The 20,176-nt window shown below is 73.5% G+C and carries 17 protein-coding genes and 2 pseudogenes; 7 read left to right on the forward strand and 12 right to left on the reverse strand.

The window, feature by feature from the left end:
- Positions 1-210: 210 nt before the first annotated feature.
- The 3 genes and pseudogenes from aztD to aztB form a co-directional block, all read right to left on the reverse strand.
- Complete coding sequence (gene aztD, locus D0D28_RS29670) at positions 211-1,344, reverse strand: zinc metallochaperone AztD (protein WP_240323409.1); 1,134 nt, start codon at positions 1,342-1,344, stop codon at positions 211-213.
- 14 nt (positions 1,345-1,358) lie between these two features.
- Positions 1,359-2,252, reverse strand: a complete 894-nt coding sequence (gene aztC / locus D0D28_RS29675; RefSeq protein ID WP_116114287.1) for a zinc ABC transporter substrate-binding protein AztC — start codon at positions 2,250-2,252, stop codon at positions 1,359-1,361.
- Positions 2,253-3,331: 1,079 nt separating this feature from the next.
- Positions 3,332-4,159: pseudogene (gene aztB, locus D0D28_RS37085) on the reverse strand (zinc ABC transporter permease AztB); the annotation flags it as partial.
- Positions 4,160-4,423: 264 nt separating this feature from the next.
- Between aztB and aztA the strand changes: the two are divergent.
- The 3 genes from aztA (at position 4,424) to D0D28_RS29695 (ending at position 6,434) form a co-directional block, all read left to right on the forward strand.
- Entirely contained in the window at positions 4,424-5,128 is a 705-nt protein-coding gene (aztA, locus tag D0D28_RS29685; protein WP_116114292.1) for a zinc ABC transporter ATP-binding protein AztA, read from the forward strand.
- Between the two features lie 17 nt (positions 5,129-5,145).
- Positions 5,146-5,961 (forward strand): class I SAM-dependent methyltransferase, encoded by an 816-nt coding sequence (locus D0D28_RS29690; RefSeq protein ID WP_116114294.1) that lies wholly within the window; start codon positions 5,146-5,148, stop codon positions 5,959-5,961.
- A 164-nt stretch (positions 5,962-6,125) separates the two neighbouring features.
- On the forward strand, positions 6,126-6,434 hold the full coding sequence (locus tag D0D28_RS29695; RefSeq protein ID WP_116114296.1) for an STAS domain-containing protein: 309 nt from the start codon (positions 6,126-6,128) through the stop codon (positions 6,432-6,434).
- A gap of 53 nt (positions 6,435-6,487) precedes the next feature.
- On the opposite strand, the gene D0D28_RS36345 is transcribed toward D0D28_RS29695, so the two are convergent.
- The 7 genes and pseudogenes from D0D28_RS36345 to D0D28_RS29725 all read right to left on the reverse strand — a co-directional run bounded on the left by D0D28_RS36345 (position 6,488) and on the right by D0D28_RS29725 (position 15,535).
- Entirely contained in the window at positions 6,488-6,643 is a 156-nt protein-coding gene (locus D0D28_RS36345) for a DUF6131 family protein (RefSeq protein WP_094005229.1), read from the reverse strand.
- Between the two features lie 164 nt (positions 6,644-6,807).
- The gene (locus D0D28_RS29700) at positions 6,808-8,388 is read right to left on the reverse strand and encodes a gamma-glutamyltransferase (protein WP_116114298.1); all 1,581 of its coding nucleotides are present in this window, start codon (positions 8,386-8,388) and stop codon (positions 6,808-6,810) included.
- The gene (locus D0D28_RS29705) at positions 8,388-9,713 is read right to left on the reverse strand and encodes an MFS transporter (RefSeq protein WP_094005231.1); all 1,326 of its coding nucleotides are present in this window, start codon (positions 9,711-9,713) and stop codon (positions 8,388-8,390) included. Before D0D28_RS29705 ends, D0D28_RS29700 begins: the two co-directional genes overlap by 1 nt.
- A gap of 16 nt (positions 9,714-9,729) precedes the next feature.
- Entirely contained in the window at positions 9,730-10,821 is a 1,092-nt protein-coding gene (locus D0D28_RS29710; protein WP_116114300.1) for an NAD(P)/FAD-dependent oxidoreductase, read from the reverse strand.
- Positions 10,818-11,843: a Gfo/Idh/MocA family protein gene (locus D0D28_RS29715; RefSeq protein WP_116114302.1), complete on the reverse strand. Its 1,026-nt coding sequence runs from the start codon at positions 11,841-11,843 to the stop codon at positions 10,818-10,820. Before D0D28_RS29715 ends, D0D28_RS29710 begins: the two co-directional genes overlap by 4 nt.
- Before the next feature lie 162 nt (positions 11,844-12,005).
- Positions 12,006-13,493, reverse strand: a pseudogene (locus D0D28_RS29720) (hydantoinase B/oxoprolinase family protein); the annotation flags it as partial.
- Positions 13,490-15,535, reverse strand: coding sequence for a hydantoinase/oxoprolinase family protein (locus D0D28_RS29725; RefSeq protein WP_116114304.1), 2,046 nt, complete (start codon positions 15,533-15,535; stop codon positions 13,490-13,492). The gene D0D28_RS29725 and the pseudogene D0D28_RS29720, both read right to left, overlap by 4 nt.
- A gap of 117 nt (positions 15,536-15,652) precedes the next feature.
- On the opposite strand from D0D28_RS29725, the gene D0D28_RS29730 reads away from it, so the two are divergent.
- Positions 15,653-16,723 (forward strand): LacI family DNA-binding transcriptional regulator, encoded by a 1,071-nt coding sequence (locus D0D28_RS29730; protein WP_240323410.1) that lies wholly within the window; start codon positions 15,653-15,655, stop codon positions 16,721-16,723.
- An 8-nt stretch (positions 16,724-16,731) separates the two neighbouring features.
- Here the strand turns inward: D0D28_RS29730 and D0D28_RS37090 are convergent, their stop codons facing one another.
- Positions 16,732-17,046 carry a substrate-binding domain-containing protein gene (locus tag D0D28_RS37090; protein ID WP_275895930.1) on the reverse strand — a complete coding sequence of 105 codons (315 nt, stop codon included), beginning with the start codon at positions 17,044-17,046 and terminating at the stop codon, positions 16,732-16,734.
- Between D0D28_RS37090 and D0D28_RS37095 the strand changes: the two genes are divergently transcribed.
- On the forward strand, positions 17,002-17,196 hold the full coding sequence (locus tag D0D28_RS37095) for a hypothetical protein (RefSeq protein WP_240323412.1): 195 nt from the start codon (positions 17,002-17,004) through the stop codon (positions 17,194-17,196). The two genes, D0D28_RS37090 and D0D28_RS37095, sit on opposite strands and share 45 nt — an antisense overlap.
- On the opposite strand, the gene D0D28_RS29740 is transcribed toward D0D28_RS37095, so the two are convergent.
- Positions 17,193-18,734: a serine/threonine-protein kinase gene (locus tag D0D28_RS29740; protein WP_240323413.1), complete on the reverse strand. Its 1,542-nt coding sequence runs from the start codon at positions 18,732-18,734 to the stop codon at positions 17,193-17,195. The genes D0D28_RS37095 and D0D28_RS29740 overlap by 4 nt on opposite strands.
- Positions 18,735-18,838: 104 nt before the next feature.
- Between D0D28_RS29740 and D0D28_RS29745 the strand changes: the two genes are divergently transcribed.
- Both D0D28_RS29745 and D0D28_RS29750 read left to right on the forward strand, forming a co-directional pair.
- The gene (locus D0D28_RS29745; RefSeq protein ID WP_094005237.1) at positions 18,839-19,375 is read left to right on the forward strand and encodes a MarR family winged helix-turn-helix transcriptional regulator; all 537 of its coding nucleotides are present in this window, start codon (positions 18,839-18,841) and stop codon (positions 19,373-19,375) included.
- 62 nt (positions 19,376-19,437) lie between these two features.
- The gene (locus tag D0D28_RS29750) at positions 19,438-19,962 is read left to right on the forward strand and encodes a hypothetical protein (RefSeq protein ID WP_116114309.1); all 525 of its coding nucleotides are present in this window, start codon (positions 19,438-19,440) and stop codon (positions 19,960-19,962) included.
- The last annotated feature ends 214 nt before the right edge of the window (positions 19,963-20,176 follow it).

The raw sequence follows: 20,176 nt of genomic DNA on the forward strand, positions 1-20,176 counted from the left end.
CGCCTTCTCACTCCTCGGCGGCCGCATCGCGGGCAGCCGTCCGGGCACTCCCGCGGTGAACCGACCCGCCGCGCAGCCAGAGCGCGAGGCCACCCCCGAAGAAGGCGGCCGCCGAGGAGTGAGAAGGCGGGGCTCGAACCGCCAGCAGGCCGCCCCTGCCCTGGAGGGTCGCCACCGCAGGGGCGGCCACCGGAGTGACCGCCCCTTCCCTCAGTGTCCCGCGACGCCGCTCAGCTCGTTCGGCTCGTGGGGTAGCGTCACGCTCGTCCGCTTCTGGCCCGTTCCCAGGTCGACCAGGTGCACCTGCCGCGTCGCCGGTTCGGTCACGTACACGTCGGCTCCCCGGGTGAAGATCGCCGGGCGGGGTTGCTGCCACTCCAGCGGCTCCTCCCACGCCGCGGTCACCGGGATGGTGCGGGTGACCTGCGCGGTGGCCGGGTCGATCACCCGGATCCCGCCGTCCGTGCCGAGCACCAGCGCCTCACCCCGCGGGCCGCGCGCCAGCGAGCGGAACGTGTAGCTGGTGCCGATGTCGACCAGCCGCAGCGTGCCGGTCGCCGTGTCGATCAGCGAGACCTGCCGCGGGCGCTCCAGTTCGGCGTCCTCGTCCTGCTTGTAGTCACCCAGCACGACCGGCGACGCGTCGGAACCGGCCTGGTTTCCGATACGACCGTATTCCGTCGGGCTGGCCACCTTCGTGATGACACCGTCCCGGTAGACCAGCACCCCGTTCTCACACCCGATCACCACCGCCTCGCCGGCCGCGGTCGCCTCGCCGTGCACGCCCGGGCACTCCTCGCTGCGCGCGATCTCCTTCCGCGCGTCGTCGAGGACGACGATGCCCCGCCGCTCCTCCTCATTACCCAGGGTCACCACGAGCCGCCCGTCGGACAGTTCGATGGCGACCCCGTGGTGCGGTTCGGCCGCGCGGTACACCTCGGTCGCCGGCTGCCCGCCCGACAACGTGCCCGGGTCGAACGCGGTGACCTCGCCGGTGCCGTCGGAGAACAACACGGTCCGCCCGGCGTGCCGGACGACGTGGCCGGGCTTCGCGCCGGGGAACTTCACGTCGGTCAGCTCCGCCGACACCGCGTCCAGCGCCTGGAAGCCCTCCGCGGTGGAGACCATCACGTGCCGGTCGTCGCCGGCCGGGTTGATCCGGTTGAAGCCGGACAGCGGCAGGTCCGCCTTCTGCTCGAGCGTGGTGCCGTCGAGCACCAGGAGCCCGCCGTCGTAGGTGACCACGACCGGGTCGGTGACCTCCGGCGCGGCGGACGGGCTCGTGCCGCACGCGGCCAGCACGGCACAGGCCACAATGGACAGCGCCACGGGCGCTTTTCTCATGGGGACAACCTTTCTCATCGGTTCTCGGCAAGTGCGGTGACGATCGCGTCCGTGTTGGACCGCATCATCTCGAGGTAGGTCGCCGCTCCCCCGCCCGGCGCGGTCAGCGATTCGGAGTGCAGCGGGACGACCCGCACGTGCACCCCGGCCTGGTCGGCCAGCACCCGCGCGAGGCGGTCGGGCTGCGAGGAGTCGGCGAAGATCGCCGGCACCCCGGCGGCGCGGATCGCGCCGGCCAGCCCGGCGAGATCCGACGGGCTCGGCGAGGCCAGGGTGGTGCCGCTGGGCACCACGGCGCCGACCACCTCGAAGCCGTAGCGCTGCGCCAGGTATCCGAACACGTGGTGGTTGGTGACCAGCTTGCGGCGCTCGGCGGGGATCGTGGCGAAGCGCTCGGTCATCCACGCGTCGAGCGCGTCCAGTTCGCGCAGGTACCCCTCGGCGTTGGCCCGCACGATCGCCGCGTCGGCCCCGGGTACCCGGGCGACCTCGTCCGCGATCGCCCGCACGACCAGGCGCATCCGTCCCGGGTCGGTCCAGAAGTGCGGGTCGGGCGCGCCCTCCGCGTACGGGATCGGGTCGGCGGCCTCCCCCGCGGCGAGGGTCGGCACCCCCGCTTCAGCGGCCGCCGCCACGTTGCGGGCCACGCCCTCTTCGAGCCCGAGTCCGTTGTGGACGACCAGTCCGGCGTCGGCCACCCGCTCGGCCTCCTGCGCGGAGAGCGCGAACGAGTGCGGGTCGGCGCCGGGCCGCATCAGCACGGTCACCTCCGCCTGGTCCCCGGCGATCGCGCGGGTGACGTCGCCGAGGATGTTCGTCGTGACGACCACCCCGGCGCGGTCGCCGCCCCCGGCGCAGCCCGCGAGCACCAGCACCGCCGCCAGGACCGCGGCCACGAGGCGGCTCATCGGCCGGTCTCCACGAGCAGCGCCGGCGCGATGCCGACCGGCAGGGTGCGCGCGATCCGCAGGTTGTCGGCGTAGTCGATCTCGTGCACCACCCGCGCGGCGGCGTCGTTGACGTAGGCGCGGCTGGTGTCCACCTGGATCGTGGCGCCCGGGTCGACCGGTCCGCTGATCAGCGGGCGGCGCGCGGTCTCCGCGCCGGTCTCCGGGTTCAGCGCGTGCAGCACGCCGTCGGCGGTCAGGGTGAGCACGGCTCCGCCGGAACCGACCGCGTTGACGGCCACCACCGGCCCGGTGTCGAACCGGCGCCAGGTCTTCGCGGTCACGTCGAGCACCCACACGCCGCGGTCGCCCGCGCGGGCGGTGAGGGTGGTGCTGCCGGGCCGGTGGCTGAACTCCACCGCGCGTTCCTCCGGCGGAACGTCGGCAGGGTACGGGATCTTGGTCGCCGTGAAGTCCTTTTCGGACACCAGAACGGCTCCGCCGGCGCAGCCGAACACCGCTCCCCGCCGGGTCAGCGCGGTGCCCCGCGGATCGGCGCAGGCCGGTTCGAGCACCGATTCGGTGGCGCCGTCGCGGCCGCGGACCTCCAGGGTGCCGTCGGCGACCACCAGCCGCTCCCCCAGCGGGACCGCCGCGCCCGCGGTTTCCCCGCCGGCCGTCAGCGTGGTGCGGCCCTCGGACACCAGGGCGGTGACGGCGCTGTCGGCGTGGGCGGCGACGACCGGCCCGCCGGGGCGCGTGCCCGCGGTGGTGGGCGCGGTGCGGTAGTAGTGCACGTGGTCGCCGTGATCGACCATCCACGAACCACTGTCCACCACGTGCACCGTGCCGCCGGAGGACAGGTAGGCGAAGCGGCCGTCGGTGGCGACGCGCTGCACGCCGGGCGCCGGGGCCAGCTCGGTCGTCTGCTCGGTGATCAGGTCGAGCACGTGGACCGCGCCGTTCCGGTCGGCGATCACGAGCCGCGGTTGCGCCTCGGCGGTTTCCTCGGCGCCTTCGACATAACCGTGCGGCGGCTCGGCGGGCGGCGCGGGCTCCGCGGCGCAGGCCGCGAGCGGGAAGGCGGCGAGCAGGGTCAGCGTCCTGCGCGGCACGCGGTCGCGCAGCCGCGCGGCCAGGGCCGACAGCCCGAACAGGGCCACGGCCACCGCGGCGATGGTCGCACCGGCGGCGGTCCCCCAGTGCCAGGAGATCAGCAGGCCGGCCGTCGTGGCGAAGGCGCCGAGCAGCGCGGCCGTCAGCATCACGACCGGCACGCGCCGCGCCCAGTACAGCGCGGCCGCCGGCGGCGCGACCAGCAGGCCGAACACCAGCAGCGTGCCCACGACGTGGAAGGACGCCACGATCGCGAGCGTGACCAGGCCGAGCAGCGCGGCGTGCGCCCGGCGCGGGCGGAGACCGAGGGTGTGCGCGGTGCGTTCGTCGAAGGTCAGCGCGACGAACGAGCGGTGCCCCAGCAGCGCGACGATGGCGGCCACGGCCAGCGCACCGGCCAGGAACAGCAGGTCGCGGTGGCCGACGGCGAGGACGTCGCCGAACAGGAAGCCGGTGAGGTCCACCACGAACGACTGCGAGCGCGAGACGATGATCACGCCGAGGGCGAGCATGCCCACGAACAGCAATCCGATGCTCGTGTCCTGGGAGATCCGGCGCGACCGGCCCAGCGCGGTGACCCCGGCCGCGATCGCGCCCGCGCTCAGGGCCGCGCCGAGCACCGGGCTGCCGCCGAGCAGGGCCGCGATCGCGACCCCGGGCAGCATGCCGTGCGACATCGCGTCGCCGAGGAAAGCCAGTCCCCGCAACACCATCCACGTCCCGGCGAGCGCGCACACGCCCGACACCAGGACCCCTCCCCACCAAGCCCGCTGAACGAAGGACACCTCGAACGGGGCGATCAACCACTCCACAGTGGGTCACCCTATAGTGAAAACGATTATCGTTACAAAGGTGAGGTGGCATGACGCGGAGCACAATCCGGACCGGCGCGGCCCCGACCGGCGGCTTCGGGCGGACGGCTCAAGAAAGGCGAGCCGCGATGGCCGGGAGCACAACCCCCACCGGGACGGCCCTGACCGGCGTGAACACCTCCGGGAAAGGCGAACTGCCATGACTCACAGCACGACCCGCACCAGCACGACCCCGAGCAGTGTCTCCGGGAAAGGCGAACTCCCATGACCTCCACCACCACGGCCACCACCCGCACCGGCGCCACCCTCAGCCGGATCTCCGCCGGATACGCGCGGCAGATCGCGCTCCACGAGGTCTCCGCCGGGTTCCCGGCCGGCGCGGTCACCGCCGTGGTCGGCGCCAACGGCTCCGGGAAGTCGACCGCGCTCGGGGTGCTCGCCGGGATCGTCCGGCCGGTCGCGGGTGAGGTCGAACGCCCCGCCGGGCGGCCGGCGCTGGTGGTGCAGCACGACACGGTGCCCGCGCTGCTGCCGATCACCGTGCGGGAGACCGTCCGGATGGGACGCTGGGCCGGCCGGCCGTGGCGGCGGCTGTCCCGTCAGGACCGGGCCGTGGTGGACCAGTGCCTGGCGCGGCTCGGCGTGGAGTCGCTCGCCGGGCGCCGGTTGTCCGCGCTGTCCGGCGGGCAGCGGCAGCGGGTGCTGGTCGCGCAGGCCCTCGCGCAGGAGGCGGGCCTTCTCCTGCTGGACGAACCCACGGCAGCCCTCGACGTGCCGGCACGGGAGACGATCTCCGCAACGCTCCGCGAGGTCGCCGACAGCGGCGTGACGGTGGTGCACGCGACCCACGACCTCGCCGAGGCGCGGCGCGCGGATCACTGCGTGGTCCTGGGCCGGGGGCGCATCGTCGCGGAAGGGCCACCGGCGGAGGCGCTGAGCCGGGAGAATCTGTTCGACGCGTGGCACTGAACCGAGAAGGAGCAACCATGAATCCCGAGGCCGTCGCGGGTGTGTTCACCGCCGCCCGATCGGAGTTCACCGCCTGGTCGGCCCGCCTGTGGCGGCCGCTCGGCGAAATCCTGACCGCGGTGGCGCGGCCGCGGCCCGGCGAGCGGGTGCTCGACGCCTGCTGCGGCGCGGGAGCCTCCGCCATCCCGGCCGCCCGCGCCGTGGGACCCGAGGGCTCCGTCGACGCCGTCGACATCGCCGAGGGCCTGCTCGACGAGGGCCGCCGGGAAGCGGCCGCCCTCGGCCTGCACTCGCTGCGGTTCACCGCCGCCGACGTCCTCGCCTGGCCGCACGACGGCTACGACGTCGTGCAGAGCTCGTTCGGCGTGTTCTTCTTCCCCGACATGGACGCCGGCAGCCGCCACCTGGCCGGGCTGCTGCGCCCGGGCGGCCGGTTCGCGGTGAGCGCCTGGCGCGCCGACGGCATGGCCCGCATCGTCCCGATCGGCCGCGCCGCCGCGCTGCCCGACAACCCCGGACTCGCGGACGCGCCCGAACGGCCCAACCACAGCCTGCGCATCGACACCGCGGACAAGCTCGGCGACTGGCTCTCGGGCATCGGCCTGCACGACGTCGAGGTGCGGGAGGTTCACTACGTCCAGCCGCTGCACCCGGACGACGCCTGGACGTTCTACCTCGGCTCGGCGATGCGCGGCTTCGTCACCGGCCTGTCCCCCGACGCCCTGGCCCGGGTCCGCGACCGGTTCGCCGAGGGCCTGCGCGTGGCCGGACTGGGCACCCTCGACGCGAGCGCGCTGATCGGCGTGGGTCGAACCGCTCTCCCGGCTCGGTGAAGCCGGGGCGCTTCAAACGCCCTGGCGGGCCGGCTTCCGCGCGGTGACCACCTGACTGATCACCGCCTAAACGCGCCCGCCCATCACTGGATCCGGTGAATCCGCACCGGGATGCCTCCGCGGAGGTTGAACCGTGTTCAGACTGTGCGGGGAGGTGAGGCCGCGTGACGGACTCCGGCCGGGCGGAAGTGGACATCCGGACGGCGGTACTGGACGACGAGGTGGTGCCGCGGCGCGTCGCCGGCGAGGTGGACCTGCTGACGGTCCCGTCGCTGGCCGAGGCGCTCGCGGCGGCCGGGCGGCTGTCGCCCCGGCTCATCGAGGTCGACCTGTCCGCAGTGGACTTCCTGTCGGTGTCCGGCGCCGCGGAGCTGGCCCACACGGCGGCCCGGATCCCGGTGCAGGTGGGGCCGGCCAGCCACGCGTCCCGGGTGGCGCTCGCCGCCGCGGGACTGGGCCACCTGCTGGCCTGACGACGTGCCGGTGCCGGCCCCCGGACGGAGGCCGGCACCGGATGGAGCCCGGATCAGAACCAGTGCGCCCTGCCACCGACCTTCCGGCCGGTGCCGCCGAGAATCGCCAGCACCGCGCCCACGACCAGAAGCACGATTCCGATCGTCCAGATGATGTTGATGCCGGTCAGCAGACCGACGATGAGCAGGATGACGCCAAGAACGATCATGGCAACTCTTTCTGCCGGCAGGACGGGCCGCGCCGCCGGTCCTGTTCCGATGGGGACCGGCCAGCGATACCCGAACGGGTGATGGCGCAAACCCGGAAACCACCCGTGTGGCGCGAAGTTGCTGCGTCGCGACCACAGCGTTGCGCCACGTAGACCAAGACCGGTCAGTAACCCTCCGCCGCGCCGTTCCGGCGAGGGTCCGCACAGGACCGCAGCAGCCCGCCGTCCAGCGTCACGCCCTCGAAGTTGCCGGTGAGCGAGTGCCACGGCCCGAGATCGCGCAGCCACAGCCCGCGTTCGGCGCACCGCCGCCGGAACTCGCCCGCCACCGCGGGCGCGAACCCGTGCTCCAGCGTCACGCCCGGCAGCCACCCCGCCGCGGGTTCGTGCGGCCGCACGCCGAACCGCGGGGCCGCCACCGATTCCTCGATGGACATCCCGAAGTCGAGGAGGTTCACCAGGTTCTGCAGCACGCACGCGACCAGCGACACCGACGGCGACCCGGACGCCAGCACCGGCACCCCGTCCCGCAGCACCAGGTTCGGTGCGAGGTACACGGTGGCGCGCTCGCCGGGCCACGGCATGCCGCGCTGGAAGAACGACCCGCCGCCGGAGAGCTGGAACCCCTCGGCGAACAACCCGTTCACCCACGGCGACGCCATGTGCGAGTGCGTGACCGACGCGATGTTGCGTTGCTCGTCCACGACCGTGACGTGGATCGTGCCGGGCACCGGCACCGGCCCGGCCGGTGCCGGCCCGGCGAGCCGGTCCAGCCGCCGGGCCGCGAAGTCCTTGGACAGCAGCGTTCCCACGTCGGTGGCGGCGGTGCGGGGCGGCGCGTAGTACACCTCGTTGTGCACGGCCACCAGCAGGTCGAGGGTGTCCACGCAAGCGTGCGCCGGGCCCGGCAGGTCCACCAGCTCCAGCATGTTGAGCGCCTCGATGAGCTGGCACCCGCCGTCGTCGGGCGGCGCGGACGCCACGACCTCCACGTCCCGGTAGGTGCCACGCAGGGGCTCGGACCACTGCGACTCGTACGCGGCGAAGTCGTCGGTCGTGATCACCCCGCCGCCGCGGCGGCACTCGGCGGCGAACGCCCGCGCGAAGTCGCCCAGGTAGTAGTCCAGGTCCTCGTCCCGCAGCCGTTCCAGCGTGCGCGCGACCCGCTCCTGCCGCAGCGTCTGCCCCGGCGCGACGAGGCTGCCGCCGGGCAGGAACACCTCCCGCGCCTGCTCGTGGCACCCGAGTTCGGCGCGGTGCGCGTACATCTCGCCGAACAGGTAGGGGTTCACCGCGAACCCGTCCCGCGCCAGCTGGATGCCGTCCCGCAGCAACCGGCCCCGCGGCAGCCTGCCGAACCGCTCGTGCGCGGCGCGGAAGGCCGGCCACCAGCCGGGGACCGGAACGCCCCGGCCGGTGGTGAGGTCGGCGCCGGTGAACCCGGGCAGCGGGGCGAGCGGCGCGGCGACGTTGCCGTTGAGGTAACTCGCCTCGCCGCGCGCGCCGTCCCAGTGCAGCATCTCCAGTCCGCCGGTCAGCGCCGTCATGTGCGGTTCGGCCACCAGCTGGGTCGCCGCCGCCGCGAGCGCCGCGTCGGCGGCCGTGCCACCGTCGCGGAGCACGTCGAGCCCGGCCCGCACCGCGAGCGGGTGCGAGGTGACCACCATGCCGCGCTCGGCCTCGACCGGCTCCTTCGGACCGTAGGCGGCCGCGCGGGCCAGCGCGTCGGCGGTGCGGGCGTCCATCAGGCCTCCGCCAGCGTCTTGCGGCGCTGCTCGTCGACGGCGGCCGGCATCGCGAACAACGCCACCAGGATCGAGACGGCGCAGATCGCGGTCATGTACCAGCCGAACGCGGCGTTGGTGCCGGTGAGGTCGAACAGCCACACCGCGATCAGGCCGGCGGTCGAGCCCAGCGCGGTGGTGCCGATGTTGTAGTTGAGCGCGGACGCGCTGGCCCGCACCTCGGCCGGGAAGCTCATCACGTAGGCGGTGGTCAGCGGCGCGCCGACGAAGTTGTTGATGAAGGTGAACGCGACCACCGCGACCACCGCCAGCCACAGCGAGCCGGAGCCGATCGCCAGGAACGTCGGCACGGTCAGCACGACGAACAGGCCGTAGCCGACCACGAGCGGGATCCGCGCGCCGTGCTTGTCGGCGAGCTTGCCGCCCCAGATCGCCGGGATCGGGCCGATCGCGTAGGTCAGCAGCGAGGCGAGCAGCGCGTTGTTCTCGGCGAACCCGGCCTTGACCATGGCGGTGACGAAGTAGGCCTGGATGACGAACGACCCGACCCGCTGCCCGGCGCCGAGGCCGATGGCGCGCAGCATCGCGCCCCAGTGCTCGCGCACCGCGGTGCGGAACGGAGTCTGCTTGACCTTGCTGCGCTCGGCCAGCTCGGCCATCTCCTTGAACTGCGGGGTCTCCTCGACGTGACGGCGGATGTAGATGCCGACCAGCGCCATCGGGATCGACAGCAGGAACGGGATGCGCCAGCCCCAGTCGTTGAACGCCTGCGCCGGCATCACGGAGATCACCAGGTAGGACACCAGGGTCGCGAGCAGCGGACCGACCGAAGTGGACGCCACGGACAGCCCGGCGAGGTAGTTGCGCCGGTTGCCGCGCTCGTGCTCGAAGATGAAGTTGGCCGCCGTGGTGTACTCGACGCTGGCCCCGATGCCCTGCAGGACCCGGCAGAACAACAGGATCATCGGCGCCGCGATCCCGATCGCCGCGTACGTGGGCAGCAGGCCGATCCCGGCGGTGCCGACGCTCATCACCGCGATCGTCAGCAGCAGCACGAACCGGCGGCCCTTGATATCGGCCAGCGGGCCCAGCACGATCGCCGCCAGCGGCCGCAGCGCGTAGGACAGCACCACACCCGCGTAGGTCGACAGCAGCGCGGCGGTGGCGTTGCCCTCGGGGAAGAACTGGCGGGAGATGATCACGGCCAGCGTGCCGTAGAGGCCGAAGTCGTAGTACTCGACGACGTTGCCGAGCATCGCGGACATGATCACCTTGCGCCGCGAGCGCAGGTCGGTGGCGGGGGCCCGCGTGTCGTGGTCGGTCACGGTTCTCCTTGCGGGGTCAGGGCCGGAAGCGGTCCGGCCGGAAGGGCGCCAGCATCGGGTGGGGCTCGCCGGTGCGGATCTCGCCGGCCAGCAGCTCCCCGGCGATCAGGCCGAGCGTCGCGCCGGAGTGGGTGAAGGCGAGGAAACACCGCGGCACGGCGGACAGCTCGCCGAACACCGGCTCGCCGTCGCCCGGGATGGGCTTGCGGCCGAGCTTCCAGGACGCGGCGGTCAGCGTGACCCCGCCGTCCAGGAGCGCGGAAGCCTCGGCGGTGAGTTCCTTGACCACCGACTCGTCGATCACGCACGTGCCGTCGGCCGCCTCGGTGATCCGGTCCTCGTACCAGTGGTGGTCCAGCGCGAACGTGCCGCCCGGGTTGGGCCGCAGCGCGACGCGCGGGGTGTTCAGCACAGCGGTCACCGCGGTGTCGGCGGGTTCGGTGAGCACGAGCATCGACAGCGGCGAGGCGTCCGGAATGGACACCCCCAGCTCCGCGACCACGGACGAGGTGGCGGCGCCACAGGCGACCACGACGGCGTCGGCCGCGAACCGCCGCCCGCCGGTGGTGGTCACCCCGGTGGCCACTCCCCCGGCGGTCGTGACGCTCGCGCGCCCGGCGCCGGTGACGATCTCGCCGCCCAGCGCGGTGAACTCCGCGGCGAGGTGCTCGATCAGGTGCGGCAGCGAAACCCAGCCCTCGCCGGGGTTGTGCACGGCCACCTCGGGGATCGCGTCCGGGGCGAGACCCGGGTGCGCCGAGACCAGTTTCGAGTCGTAGCCGTGCGCGACCTCGGCGCGGTGCCGCTCCCGCATCGCGTCCTGGTCGAGACTCCAGTGCAGGCCGCCGTCGAAGCGGAGCCACTCGCGGGCCGGGTCTTGCGCGAAGAGCGTGCGGTAGCGGTCGATGCCGGCCATCCGCAGCGCGTGGTAGGCCGCCGAGCGGGTCCCGGCCGAGTTGAGCCAGGACAGCGACCGCCCCGACGCGCCGTCGGCCAGTTCGCCCTCGGTCACGAGCGTCACGGCCACGCCGTCGCGCTGCAGGTGCGTGGCCGTGGAGACGCCGAGAACGCCCCCGCCCACCACGACGACGTGCTTGGCTGCGGTCATCGGGAAAGATCCCCCTTCCGGGCGTGTGCCCGCTCGATGATGCGAAGAACGTCCACCGCGTCGCGCGGGTCGACCGGTGGCTGCCCGCCGCGGTCGATCGCGGTGGCGAGCAGCCGGTAGAACTCGCCGTAGTCCCCGGGTTCCGGCTCGACGCGCCGGGTGTTCCCGCGGACGCCGAGCGTGCCCCAGTGGTCTTCCGGTTCCCGGCCGAAACCGTCGTCGCCGGGACGGGCGCCGCTCTTGAGCGCGTCCTCCTGCGGGTCCAGGCCGTGCTTGGTGTAGCCGGCCCGGTCGCCGAGGACGTGGAACCGCGGCCCGGGCAGGGCGGCGAGGCCGGACATGAACAGCCGCGACCGGGTGCCGTTCTCGTGGGTCAGGACGACGAACGTGTCGTCGTCGGCGTCACCCGCGCCGCGGCGGGCGAGGTCGGCGTGCACCCGCTCGACCGGGCCGGACAACTGGATGGCCTGGTCGATCAGGTGGGTGCCGAGGTCGTAGAGGATGCCGCCGCCCTGCGCGGCGCTTGCGTGCGCCTTCCAGTCGCGTGGTCCCTGCGGCTTCCACCACTCGAACCGGGACTCGAAGGTGTGCACCCGGCCGAGTTCGCCGTCCTCGACCAGCCGCCGCAGGGTGCGGAAGTCGCCGTCCCAGCGGCGGTTCTGGAACACCGTGAGCACGCGGCCGGCGCGGCGGGCGTGCTCGATCAGCGCCTCGCCCTGCGCGCTGGTGACGGTGAACGGTTTGTCCACCACCACGTGCAGGCCGTGGTCGAGCGCGGTGGCCGCGAGTTCGGCGTGCGTGGCCGGCGGGGTGCCGATGACGACCAGATCGAGGTCCCGGGTGAACAGCTCGCCGGGTGTGGCGAGGACGGTCGCCTGTGGATACTCGGCCTCGGCGTGCGCTGCCCGCTCCGGGTTCCCGGTGACGATGAAGTCGAGCGAGAAGTTCTCGTCGGCGGCGAGGAACGGGGCGTGGAAGATCCGCCCGGACACGCCGAAGCCGATCACCGCGGTGCGGATCATGCTTCCACCCCGTAGGTCGTGCGGGCGCGTTCCGCGGAGATGCGGCCTTCGGCGACGTCGCGGCGGACCTGGTCCGGGTCGCGTTCGGACGGTGGCCCGTAACCCACCGGCGCCCGCGGTCAGGATCGACACCCGGTCGCCGGGCTGCAGCCGGGTGTAGCCGTGCTCGACGGGTTGCGCGCCTTCGGACAGCTCGACCCCGGCGCTCGCGCCCGGGCCGCCGCCGAACAGGCCCCACGGCCGCGACCGCTGCCGCGAGGTGTCGAGCCAGAAGTGCACGTCGGTCTCCTCGACGCGGACGGTGCGCCGGATGCCCATGCCGCCGCGGGTGCGGCCGTCGCCGCCGGAGTCGTCGATGAGCGCGTACTCCTCCACCACCAGCGGGTACTCGGTCTCCAGCGCCTCGACCGGCAGGTTGCTGGTGTTGGTCATGTGCACCTGCACGCCGTCCATGCCGTCCTTGCCCAGCCGCGCGCCGCACCCGCCGCCGATGGTCTCCAGGTAGACGAAGTAGCGGCCGGTGCGGCTGTCCACCCCGGAGAAGTGCACGCCGGTGTTGGCGCCGTTGCTCGCCGCGGTCACGGTCTCCGGCACGGCGGTGGCGAGCGCGCCGTGGATCAGGTCGACCACGCGCTGGCAGGTCTCGCTGCGGCCGTTGACCGCGGCGGGTTCGACGCAGTTGAGCACCGAACCACGCGGGGCGTTGATGGTGACCGGCCGGTGCAGCCCGGCGTTCGGGACGATGTCCGGGTCCACCAGCGTCTTGAGCGAGTAGTAGACCGCCGCGTACAGCGCGGTCCACACGACGTTGACGCTGGCCCGGACCTGCGGCGGCGCGGTGAAGTCGAAGGTGACCTCATCGCCGTGCACGGTGACGGTGACGCCGAGGTCGAGTTCGTCGTCGAGTTCCGGGCAGTCGAAGCGGTCGGTGAAGGTGTACGTGCCGTCGGGCACCTTCGCGATCGCCGCGCGGGTGCGGCGCTCGGTGTAGTCGAGCAGCGCCGCGGCCGCCGCGACGAGCGTGTCGCGGCCGTAACGCCCGGCCAGCTCGGTGTACCGGGTGACGGCGAGCCGGTTCGCGGCGATCTGGGCACGCAGGTCGGCCCGGCGCTCGTGCGGCACCTGGCAGTTGAGCAGGATCAGCTCGAACAGGTCGGTCTGCAGCTCGCCGCGGCGCATCAGCCGCACCGGCGGGATCCGCAGCCCCTCCTGGAAGATGTGCGCGTGGCCGCGGTCGCCGAAGTCGGCGTGGTGGGCCAGGTTCGCCACCCACGCGGTGATCTCTCCGTCCAGGAACACCGGCGACACCAGCACGATGTCGGGCAGGTGCGAGCCGCCGCCGGTGAACGGGTCGTTGCCGATGAACGTGTCGCCGTCTTCGATCGTATCCGCCGGGTAGCGGCGGGTGATCTCGTCGACGATGCCCATCAGCGAGCCCAGGTGCAGCGGCGAACCGCCCTCGTCCTGGGCGAGCATCCGGCCGGCGGCGTCGAACAGTGACGCGGTGCAGTCACGGCGTTCCTTGATGTTGGTCGAGTAGGCCGCGCGCACCAGCGTCTCGCCCATCTCCTCCACGATGGACGACAGCGCGGAGCCGATCACCTCGACCAGCACGGGGTCCTGCATGGTCTTCCCTTCCGTGTGGGTCATCGGCCCACCGTCACGACGAGGTTGCGCAGCTCGTCGACGACGGCGGTGTCGCCGGGGAGCAGCAGCGTGGTGGTGTCCATCTGCTCGACGACCGCGGGGCCGTCGATGCGGTGGCCGGGTGCCAGGAGCCTGCGGTCGTACACCGGGCAGGCGGTGAACCCGCCGCTTTCGGGCAGGTAGACCTCGCGGGTGGCGCGGATCGCGGCGCTCGCGTCCGGGTCGCCGAGCGGCGCGCGGTGCAGCTGGGCGCGGGCGACCTCGCCGATGGCGCGCAGGCGGAAGGTGACCACCTGCACCGCGTCCTCGGCCGAGGAGTAGCCGTACATCCGCTCGTGCTCGGCGGCGAACCGCTTGGTCAGCTGCGCGACCGTGTCCGCGGTGATCTCGCCCTCCGGCACCGGCACCGGCAGCTCGTGGTTCTGGCCGGCGTAGCGCATCTCGGCGAACCGCTCGACGCGGCGACGCTCGGCCGGGACGTTCTCCTCCGCCAGCCAGGCCGTCGCTTCGGATCCCAGCTCCGCGAACACCCCGGCGACCACGTCGTGGTCTGGCGGGGAGATGCGGGTGCGCAGGAAATCGGCCCGGATGTCGGTCATCAGCAGACCGGCGGCGCACTGCGCGCCGGGCGTCTCGGGCACCAGCACGGTGCGCATGCCCAGCTCGCGGGCCAGGCGCACGGCGTGCAGCGGACCGGCGCCGCCGAAGGGCACCAGGACGTAGTCGCGCGGGTCGTAGCCGCGCTGCACGGAGATGACGCGGATGGCGCGGGCCATGTTGGCGGTGATGACCCGCACGATCCCCTGCGCCGCGTCGAGCACGTCCATCCCCAGTGGACCGGCCACTGTGGACACCGCGGCGCGGGCCGCTGCGGCGTCGATCTTCATCCGGCCGTCCAGCAGGTACTCGGGGTTGAGCACGCGCAGCACGACGTTGGCGTCGGTGACGGTCGGCTCGGTGCCGCGGCCGTAGCAGGCCGGTCCCGGGTCGGCGCCCGCGCTGCCCGGGCCGACCTTGAGCGCGCCGCCCGCGTCGATCCTCGAGGTCGACGCGCCACCGGCGCCGACGGTGTGGATGTCCAGCATCGGCGCGCGCACCGGCCTGCCGTCGATCTCGGTGCCGCTGGACGACTTGGGCACACCGTCCTGCACGAGCGAAACGTCGGAGGAGGTGCCGCCCACGTCGAAGGTGATGATGTCCGGGTATCCGGCGGCGCGGGCGATCTCGGCCGCGCCGACCACCCCGGTGCTGGGGCCGGAGAGGACCATGCGGGAGGGCATCCGCTCGGCCGTCTCGAACGGGATGATGCCACCGTTGGACTGGGTGACGTGCGGGGTGGCGCGCAGGCCGAGTTCGCTCAGCCGGGTGCGCAGCCGGGCCAGGTAGCGGGCGACCACCGGGCCGAGGTAGGCGTTGACGACCACTGTGGACAGACGCTCGTACTCGCGGAACTCCGGCAGCACCGCCGACGACACCGACACGTGCACGCCGGGCAGCTCCTCGGTGAGGATGCGTTCGGCGGTCCGCTCGTGGGCCGGGTCGACGAAGCTGTAGAGGAAGCAGACCGCGACGGCTTCCACGTTCTGCTCCCGCAGCTCGCGTGCGAGCGCGCGGACCTGGTCCTCGTCGAGGGGGCGCTCGACCCGGCCGTCGTGGCGGACCCGCTCGTCCACCTCCAGCCGCAGGTCCCGGGGCACCAGGGCGGCGGGCTTGTCGGCCTGCAGGTCGTACAGCGAAGGACGCCGGCCCCGGCCGAGTTCCAGCAGGTCGCGGAAGCCGGCGGTGGTGAGCAGGCCGGTGCGCGCGCCGCGTTCGGTGAGCAGCGCGTTGGTGCCGACCGTGGTGCCGTGGGCGAAGTAGCCGACGTCGCCGAGGTCGCGTCCGCCGATCTCGTCCAGCAGCTGGGACACCCCGGTCACGATCGCCCGTCCGGGGTCGTCGGGGGTGCTGGACACCTTGCGCACGTACAGGCGTCCGGTCTGCTCGTCGAGGGCGCAGACGTCGGTGAACGTGCCACCGGTGTCGACGCCGATCCGAAGTGTCATGTGCTGGGCCTCGCTTGAGTGAGAACCTTCTCAGTACCTGTTGGGTGAGAACCTTCTCAGCCGGTAGTAGCATCAGTCAAGACTTCTTTTTGTGAACGGCTTGTGCACTGGGGAGGCATGCGGGTGACCACGCACGGAGCGGCCTCGCTGATCGACGTGGCGCGGGCCGCGGGCGTTTCGACGGCGACCGCGGGGCGCGCGCTGGGCGGGTACGGGCAGGTCAGCGAGCGGACCCGGGAGCGGGTGCTGGCGGCGGCGGCCGAGCTGGGGTACCGGCCGAACGGGCTGGCCCGCAGCATGGTCACCGGAAGCACGCAGACGATCGGCGTGGTGGTGACCGACGTGGCGAACCCGTTCTTCGCCACCGCGTTGCGCGGGATCACCGACGTGACGTCCCCGGCCGGGTTCGAGGTGCTGCTGGCCAACACCGGCGGGGTGCTGGAGGCCGAGCAGCGGGCGGTCACGGTGATGTCGGAGAAGCGGGTGGACAGCGTGATCGTCGCGGCCGCGCGGCCCGGCGAGGGGGCGCACCTGCGGCGCGCGATGGACGCCGGGGTGCCGGTCGTGCTCATCGACCGACAGGTCAGCGGGGTGCCGGAGGCCGACAGCGTCACCGTGGACAACGACCACGCCGCGGCCGAGGCCGTCGGGCACCTGGCGGAGCTGGGGCACCGGCGGATCGGGGTGATCACCGAGGCCGGGGACCAGCTGGCGCGCGTGCGGACGGGCAACCGGCGGCGCGGGTTGTTCCCGAGCGCGGTGCGGTTGCGGGGGTATGTGAGCGCGCTGGAGGCGGCGGGGCTGCCGGTGGACGCCGAGCTGGTGGCCGCCGCGCGGTACGACCGCGAGTCGGCCTACGACGCGCTGAACCGGTTGCTGGACCTGCCGGAGCCGCCGACGGCGGTGCTGTGCACGGACAACGTGCTCGCCTCGGGCGCGTACCGGGCGGCGCAGGACCGCGGGCTGCGGATGCCGTCGCAGCTGTCGCTGATCGGCTTCGACGACGAGCCGTGGACGACGCTGGTGCGCCCCGGGCTGACGATCGTCGAGCAGCCGACCTACGACCTGGGCGCCCGCGCGGGACGGCAGCTGCTGGACCGCATCACCGCCGGCGACGCCCCGAGGCGCCCCCAGCACGTGCAGCTCCGGGCGAAGCTGGTCGCCCGCGGGTCGACGGTGCCGCAGTAGCCGGGCCCTCAGCCGCCGAGCGGGCCGGTCGTCCCGCGGACCACCAGGCGGGGCGTGAACACGACGTCGCGCTGCCGCACCGGGGCCGCCTCGATGCGGTCGATCGCGCGGGCCACCGCGAGCGTGGTGAGGGCCGTGGCGTCCTGCGCGACCGTGGTCAGGTCGACGTGGCTGAAGCCGGCGAGGCTGCTGTCGTCGTACCCGATGACGCTGACGTCCCCCGGCACCGCGAGGCCGGACCTGCGCAGCACGTCCAGCACTCCCAGCGCGGCCGGCCGTTGAACACCGTCACCGCGGCCGGCGGGGGCACGGCGCTCAACCAGACCGCCTCGAACGCCGCGAACAGCATCGGAGCCGGCCTGGGCGGCCGCGCGATCGCCGCCGGGCACGGCTACCTGTCCGCGGCGTGGGTCGGCGCCGGACTCGGCGCGGTGGGGCTTGTTCTGGCCGCCCCCGCGTTCCGGCTGGACTAGTCGCGGTCGCGGTCACGGCCGTGTCCGCGGCCGGGCTTGTCGTCCTTGCGCTCCTCTTCCTCGTCGTCGCCGGGGTCGCTCTGCTTCTGTTCCACCACGGTCGTGGGCGCGGGCGTGGAGGGCGGCGGTGGGGGCGTGCTCGTCTCGCTGGACAGCACGGCGTCGGCGTCGATCAGGGGGAACGGTGTGGACCGGATGAGCTCCAGGCGGTGCGTCTCGGTGATCGTGCGGCCGTCCTCGACGGTGTAGGCGATGCCGACCGACACCGTGTTGGCGGCGACCACCGCGGGCGGCGTGGTGATCGTCAGCCGGGTGATCCGCGACCAGAACGTGCGGTAGGCGTCCTGGCCCTGCGCCTGCATCCGCGGCCCGAGACGCGCCCAGGCGTTGTCCGGCCGCGCGGGCAGCAGGGCGTAGTACTCGCTGACCGCCGCGGTGATCGAGGCGGCGTCGAGCGCGGCGGGCGGTGCGGGCGCCGGGGCCGGTGGGTCCGGCGTGAGCTGCGTGATCAGGACGACCACCGCCAGCGCCGCGAGCACCGCCCCCGCCACGGGCAGCAGGAAGCGCCGCCGGTTCGGGGGCGCGGTGGGCCGCGGGTTCAGCAGGGTCCCGCCGCCGACCGGGGCGACCGGGACCGTCGGCGCGGACGGCGTCACCACCGGCTGCGTCCGGGCCCGCGCCGGGTTCAACGCGCGTGGCGGCACCGGCTGCCCGTCGGCGACCGCCTGGAGCGCGGTCACGATCTGCACCGTGCTGGGGCGCTGGGCGGGGTCGGCGTGCAGCACGGCCGTCAGGACCGGGGTGAGCGGGCCGGCCCGCCGCGGCGGCGGGACCTCGCCGGCGGCAACGCGGTGCAGCAGCGCGATCGAGTTCTCGTCCTCCCCGAACGGCGGGACGCCCTCGACCGCGGCGTACAGCGTGGCGCCGAGGGAGAACACGTCGGAGTCGGGGCTGGGTTCCTGTCCGCGCGCGATCTCCGGGGCCAGGTAGGCCGGGGTGCCGGCGACCAGGCCGGCCTGGGTCAGCGCGACGTCGCCGGTGGCGCGGGAGATGCCGAAGTCGGCGATCTTGACCGCGCCGTCGTCGCTCACCAGCAGGTTCCCCGGTTTGACGTCGCGGTGCACGATCCCGGCGGCGTGCGCGGCCGCCAGCGCGGACGCGGCCTGCACCCCGATCCGCGCCACGGCCTCGGGCGCGAGCGGCCCCTGCTCGGCGAGCAGCGCGGCGAGGCTGCGGGCGGGCACGTACTCCATCACCAGCACCGGCTGGCCGTTGTGCTCGGCGACGTCGTGCACGGTGACGACGTGCGGGTGACGCAGCCGCGCGGCGATCCTGCCCTCGCGCATGATGCGCTGCCGCGCCTGCTCGCCCTGCGCCGGTCCGGGCCACAGCTGTTTCACCGCGACCGGGCGCTGGAGGCGCTCGTCGAGCGCGAGCCAGACGACGCCCATCGCCCCGGCGCCCAGGCGGCTCCGCAGCCGGTAGCGGCCGGCCAGGAGCCCGCCGGCGCCGTCCACGGTCAGACCCTCCGTAGTCACCGGAACAGGTTACGGAGTCGGGGGTGGCGGGACGAGGCCGGGCAGGCGGCCCACCTATCTTAGCGGTGATATTCTTACCCTGAAAATACCTTGGAGGGGGTTCGATGCCCAAGCGCGACAAGCCGCAGCCGGACGCGGTCGACGTGATGCTCGCGGAGTGGCGTCGCGAGGCGCCGGAGATCGACGCGTCGCCGCTGGCGGTGTTCGGGCGCCTGCACCGGGCCTTCGACGGCTACACCGTGCAGCTCAACCGCGTGTTCGGGCGGTACGGGATCAACATCTCCGCCTTCGGCATCCTGGCCGCGCTGCGCCGCGTGGGCGCGCCGTACCGCCGGACGGCCGGTGAGCTGGCCGACGCGAACCTGCTCACCACGGGCGGCATCACGCAGCGGGTCGACAAGCTGGAGGCGGCCGGCCTGGTCTACCGCGAACGCGACGCCACCGACCGGCGCATCGTCTACATCGGACTGACCGAGGACGGCCTCGCGCTGACCGACAAGGTCGCCGGAGTCCACTTCGCCAACGAGAACCGGATGCTCGCCGGCCTGACGAAGACCGAGCGGACACAGCTGGCGCAACTGCTGAGCCGTCTGGAGCACTCGATCCGGCTGGCCGAGATGGCCGACCGGGCCGAGCGCTGAGGGAACCGATCGGGCCGCCGGGGAGTCGGACGGCAAAGATCAACCTCCCGGAAGGCTGCCTGATGACCGACCCCGTGCCGAACCTCGGCAACGACGCCACGGCGACCCTGTTCGACGCGATCGACCACGCGGTGGACGAGGCGGAGGACACCGCGTCCGGGTTCGTGCCCTTCGTGCTCGCCGTCCTGCCCGACGGCGAGAAGGTCGCGAAGCGTTACGTCGACGACGAGGAGAACTTCACCGTCGAGGGCAGCGTCGCGCTGGCCCGGCAGGACCTCGCCGCGGCCGACCCGGTGCCCCGCCACGTCGCACTGGCCTGGGACGGCTTCCTGACCCTCGACGAGGACCGGACCGAGGCCGTGTTCGTCGACGCCTACGAGCAGGGCAGGCCGGAAAGTGTGCGGTTCGCGCAGCGCTACCTCCGCGGCGGCAACGGGCTGGAGCTGCTCGGGAACCCGTTGCTGCTCAACCACCGCCCCGAGCCGATGCTGCCGCTCCCCACCGGCCCGGCGGGCGAGGCGACGGACGCGCGCGCCGCCGCGATCGCCCGGATCCAGGCCCTGGCCGACCGCCAGAAGCGGCGCTAGGTTCCCGCAGCGTGGGGTGGGCGCCGCCCCGGCGCCACCGGCGAGCCGGTGAGCTTTGGTGGTCCAACCGCCAGGGCCCGGGGCGGTCAGTCCCGGGGTCGGTGACGTGTCTCTGGAGCTCGGTGCCCAGGGTGCCCGGCAGGTCGATCTGGTGCTGCCGCCGCAGTCCCCGGTCCGCCGGCCGGCTGAGGCGCGGTCCCTGGCGCGGTACGCC

The organism is Amycolatopsis ruanii (genome assembly GCF_003385175.1).
Lineage (GTDB): Bacteria > Actinomycetota > Actinomycetes > Mycobacteriales > Pseudonocardiaceae > Amycolatopsis_E > Amycolatopsis_E thermalba.

Excerpts from the sequence above, each read along its gene's own strand:
- D0D28_RS29750 (WP_116114309.1), top strand. The coding sequence starts at position 19,438 with ATGACCGACCCCGTGCCGAACCTCGGCAACGACGCCACGGCGACCCTG.
- D0D28_RS29725 (WP_116114304.1), bottom strand. The coding sequence starts at position 15,535 with ATGACACTTCGGATCGGCGTCGACACCGGTGGCACGTTCACCGACGTC.
- D0D28_RS29710 (WP_116114300.1), bottom strand. The coding sequence starts at position 10,821 with ATGACCGCAGCCAAGCACGTCGTCGTGGTGGGCGGGGGCGTTCTCGGC.
- D0D28_RS29745 (WP_094005237.1), top strand. The coding sequence starts at position 18,839 with ATGCCCAAGCGCGACAAGCCGCAGCCGGACGCGGTCGACGTGATGCTC.
- D0D28_RS29690 (WP_116114294.1), top strand. The coding sequence starts at position 5,146 with ATGAATCCCGAGGCCGTCGCGGGTGTGTTCACCGCCGCCCGATCGGAG.
- aztD (WP_240323409.1), bottom strand. The coding sequence starts at position 1,344 with ATGAGAAAAGCGCCCGTGGCGCTGTCCATTGTGGCCTGTGCCGTGCTG.
- D0D28_RS29715 (WP_116114302.1), bottom strand. The coding sequence starts at position 11,843 with ATGATCCGCACCGCGGTGATCGGCTTCGGCGTGTCCGGGCGGATCTTC.
- aztA (WP_116114292.1), top strand. The coding sequence starts at position 4,424 with ATGACCTCCACCACCACGGCCACCACCCGCACCGGCGCCACCCTCAGC.
- D0D28_RS29700 (WP_116114298.1), bottom strand. The coding sequence starts at position 8,388 with ATGGACGCCCGCACCGCCGACGCGCTGGCCCGCGCGGCCGCCTACGGT.
- aztC (WP_116114287.1), bottom strand. The coding sequence starts at position 2,252 with ATGAGCCGCCTCGTGGCCGCGGTCCTGGCGGCGGTGCTGGTGCTCGCG.
- D0D28_RS29730 (WP_240323410.1), top strand. The coding sequence starts at position 15,653 with ATGCGGGTGACCACGCACGGAGCGGCCTCGCTGATCGACGTGGCGCGG.
- D0D28_RS36345 (WP_094005229.1), bottom strand. The coding sequence starts at position 6,643 with ATGATCGTTCTTGGCGTCATCCTGCTCATCGTCGGTCTGCTGACCGGC.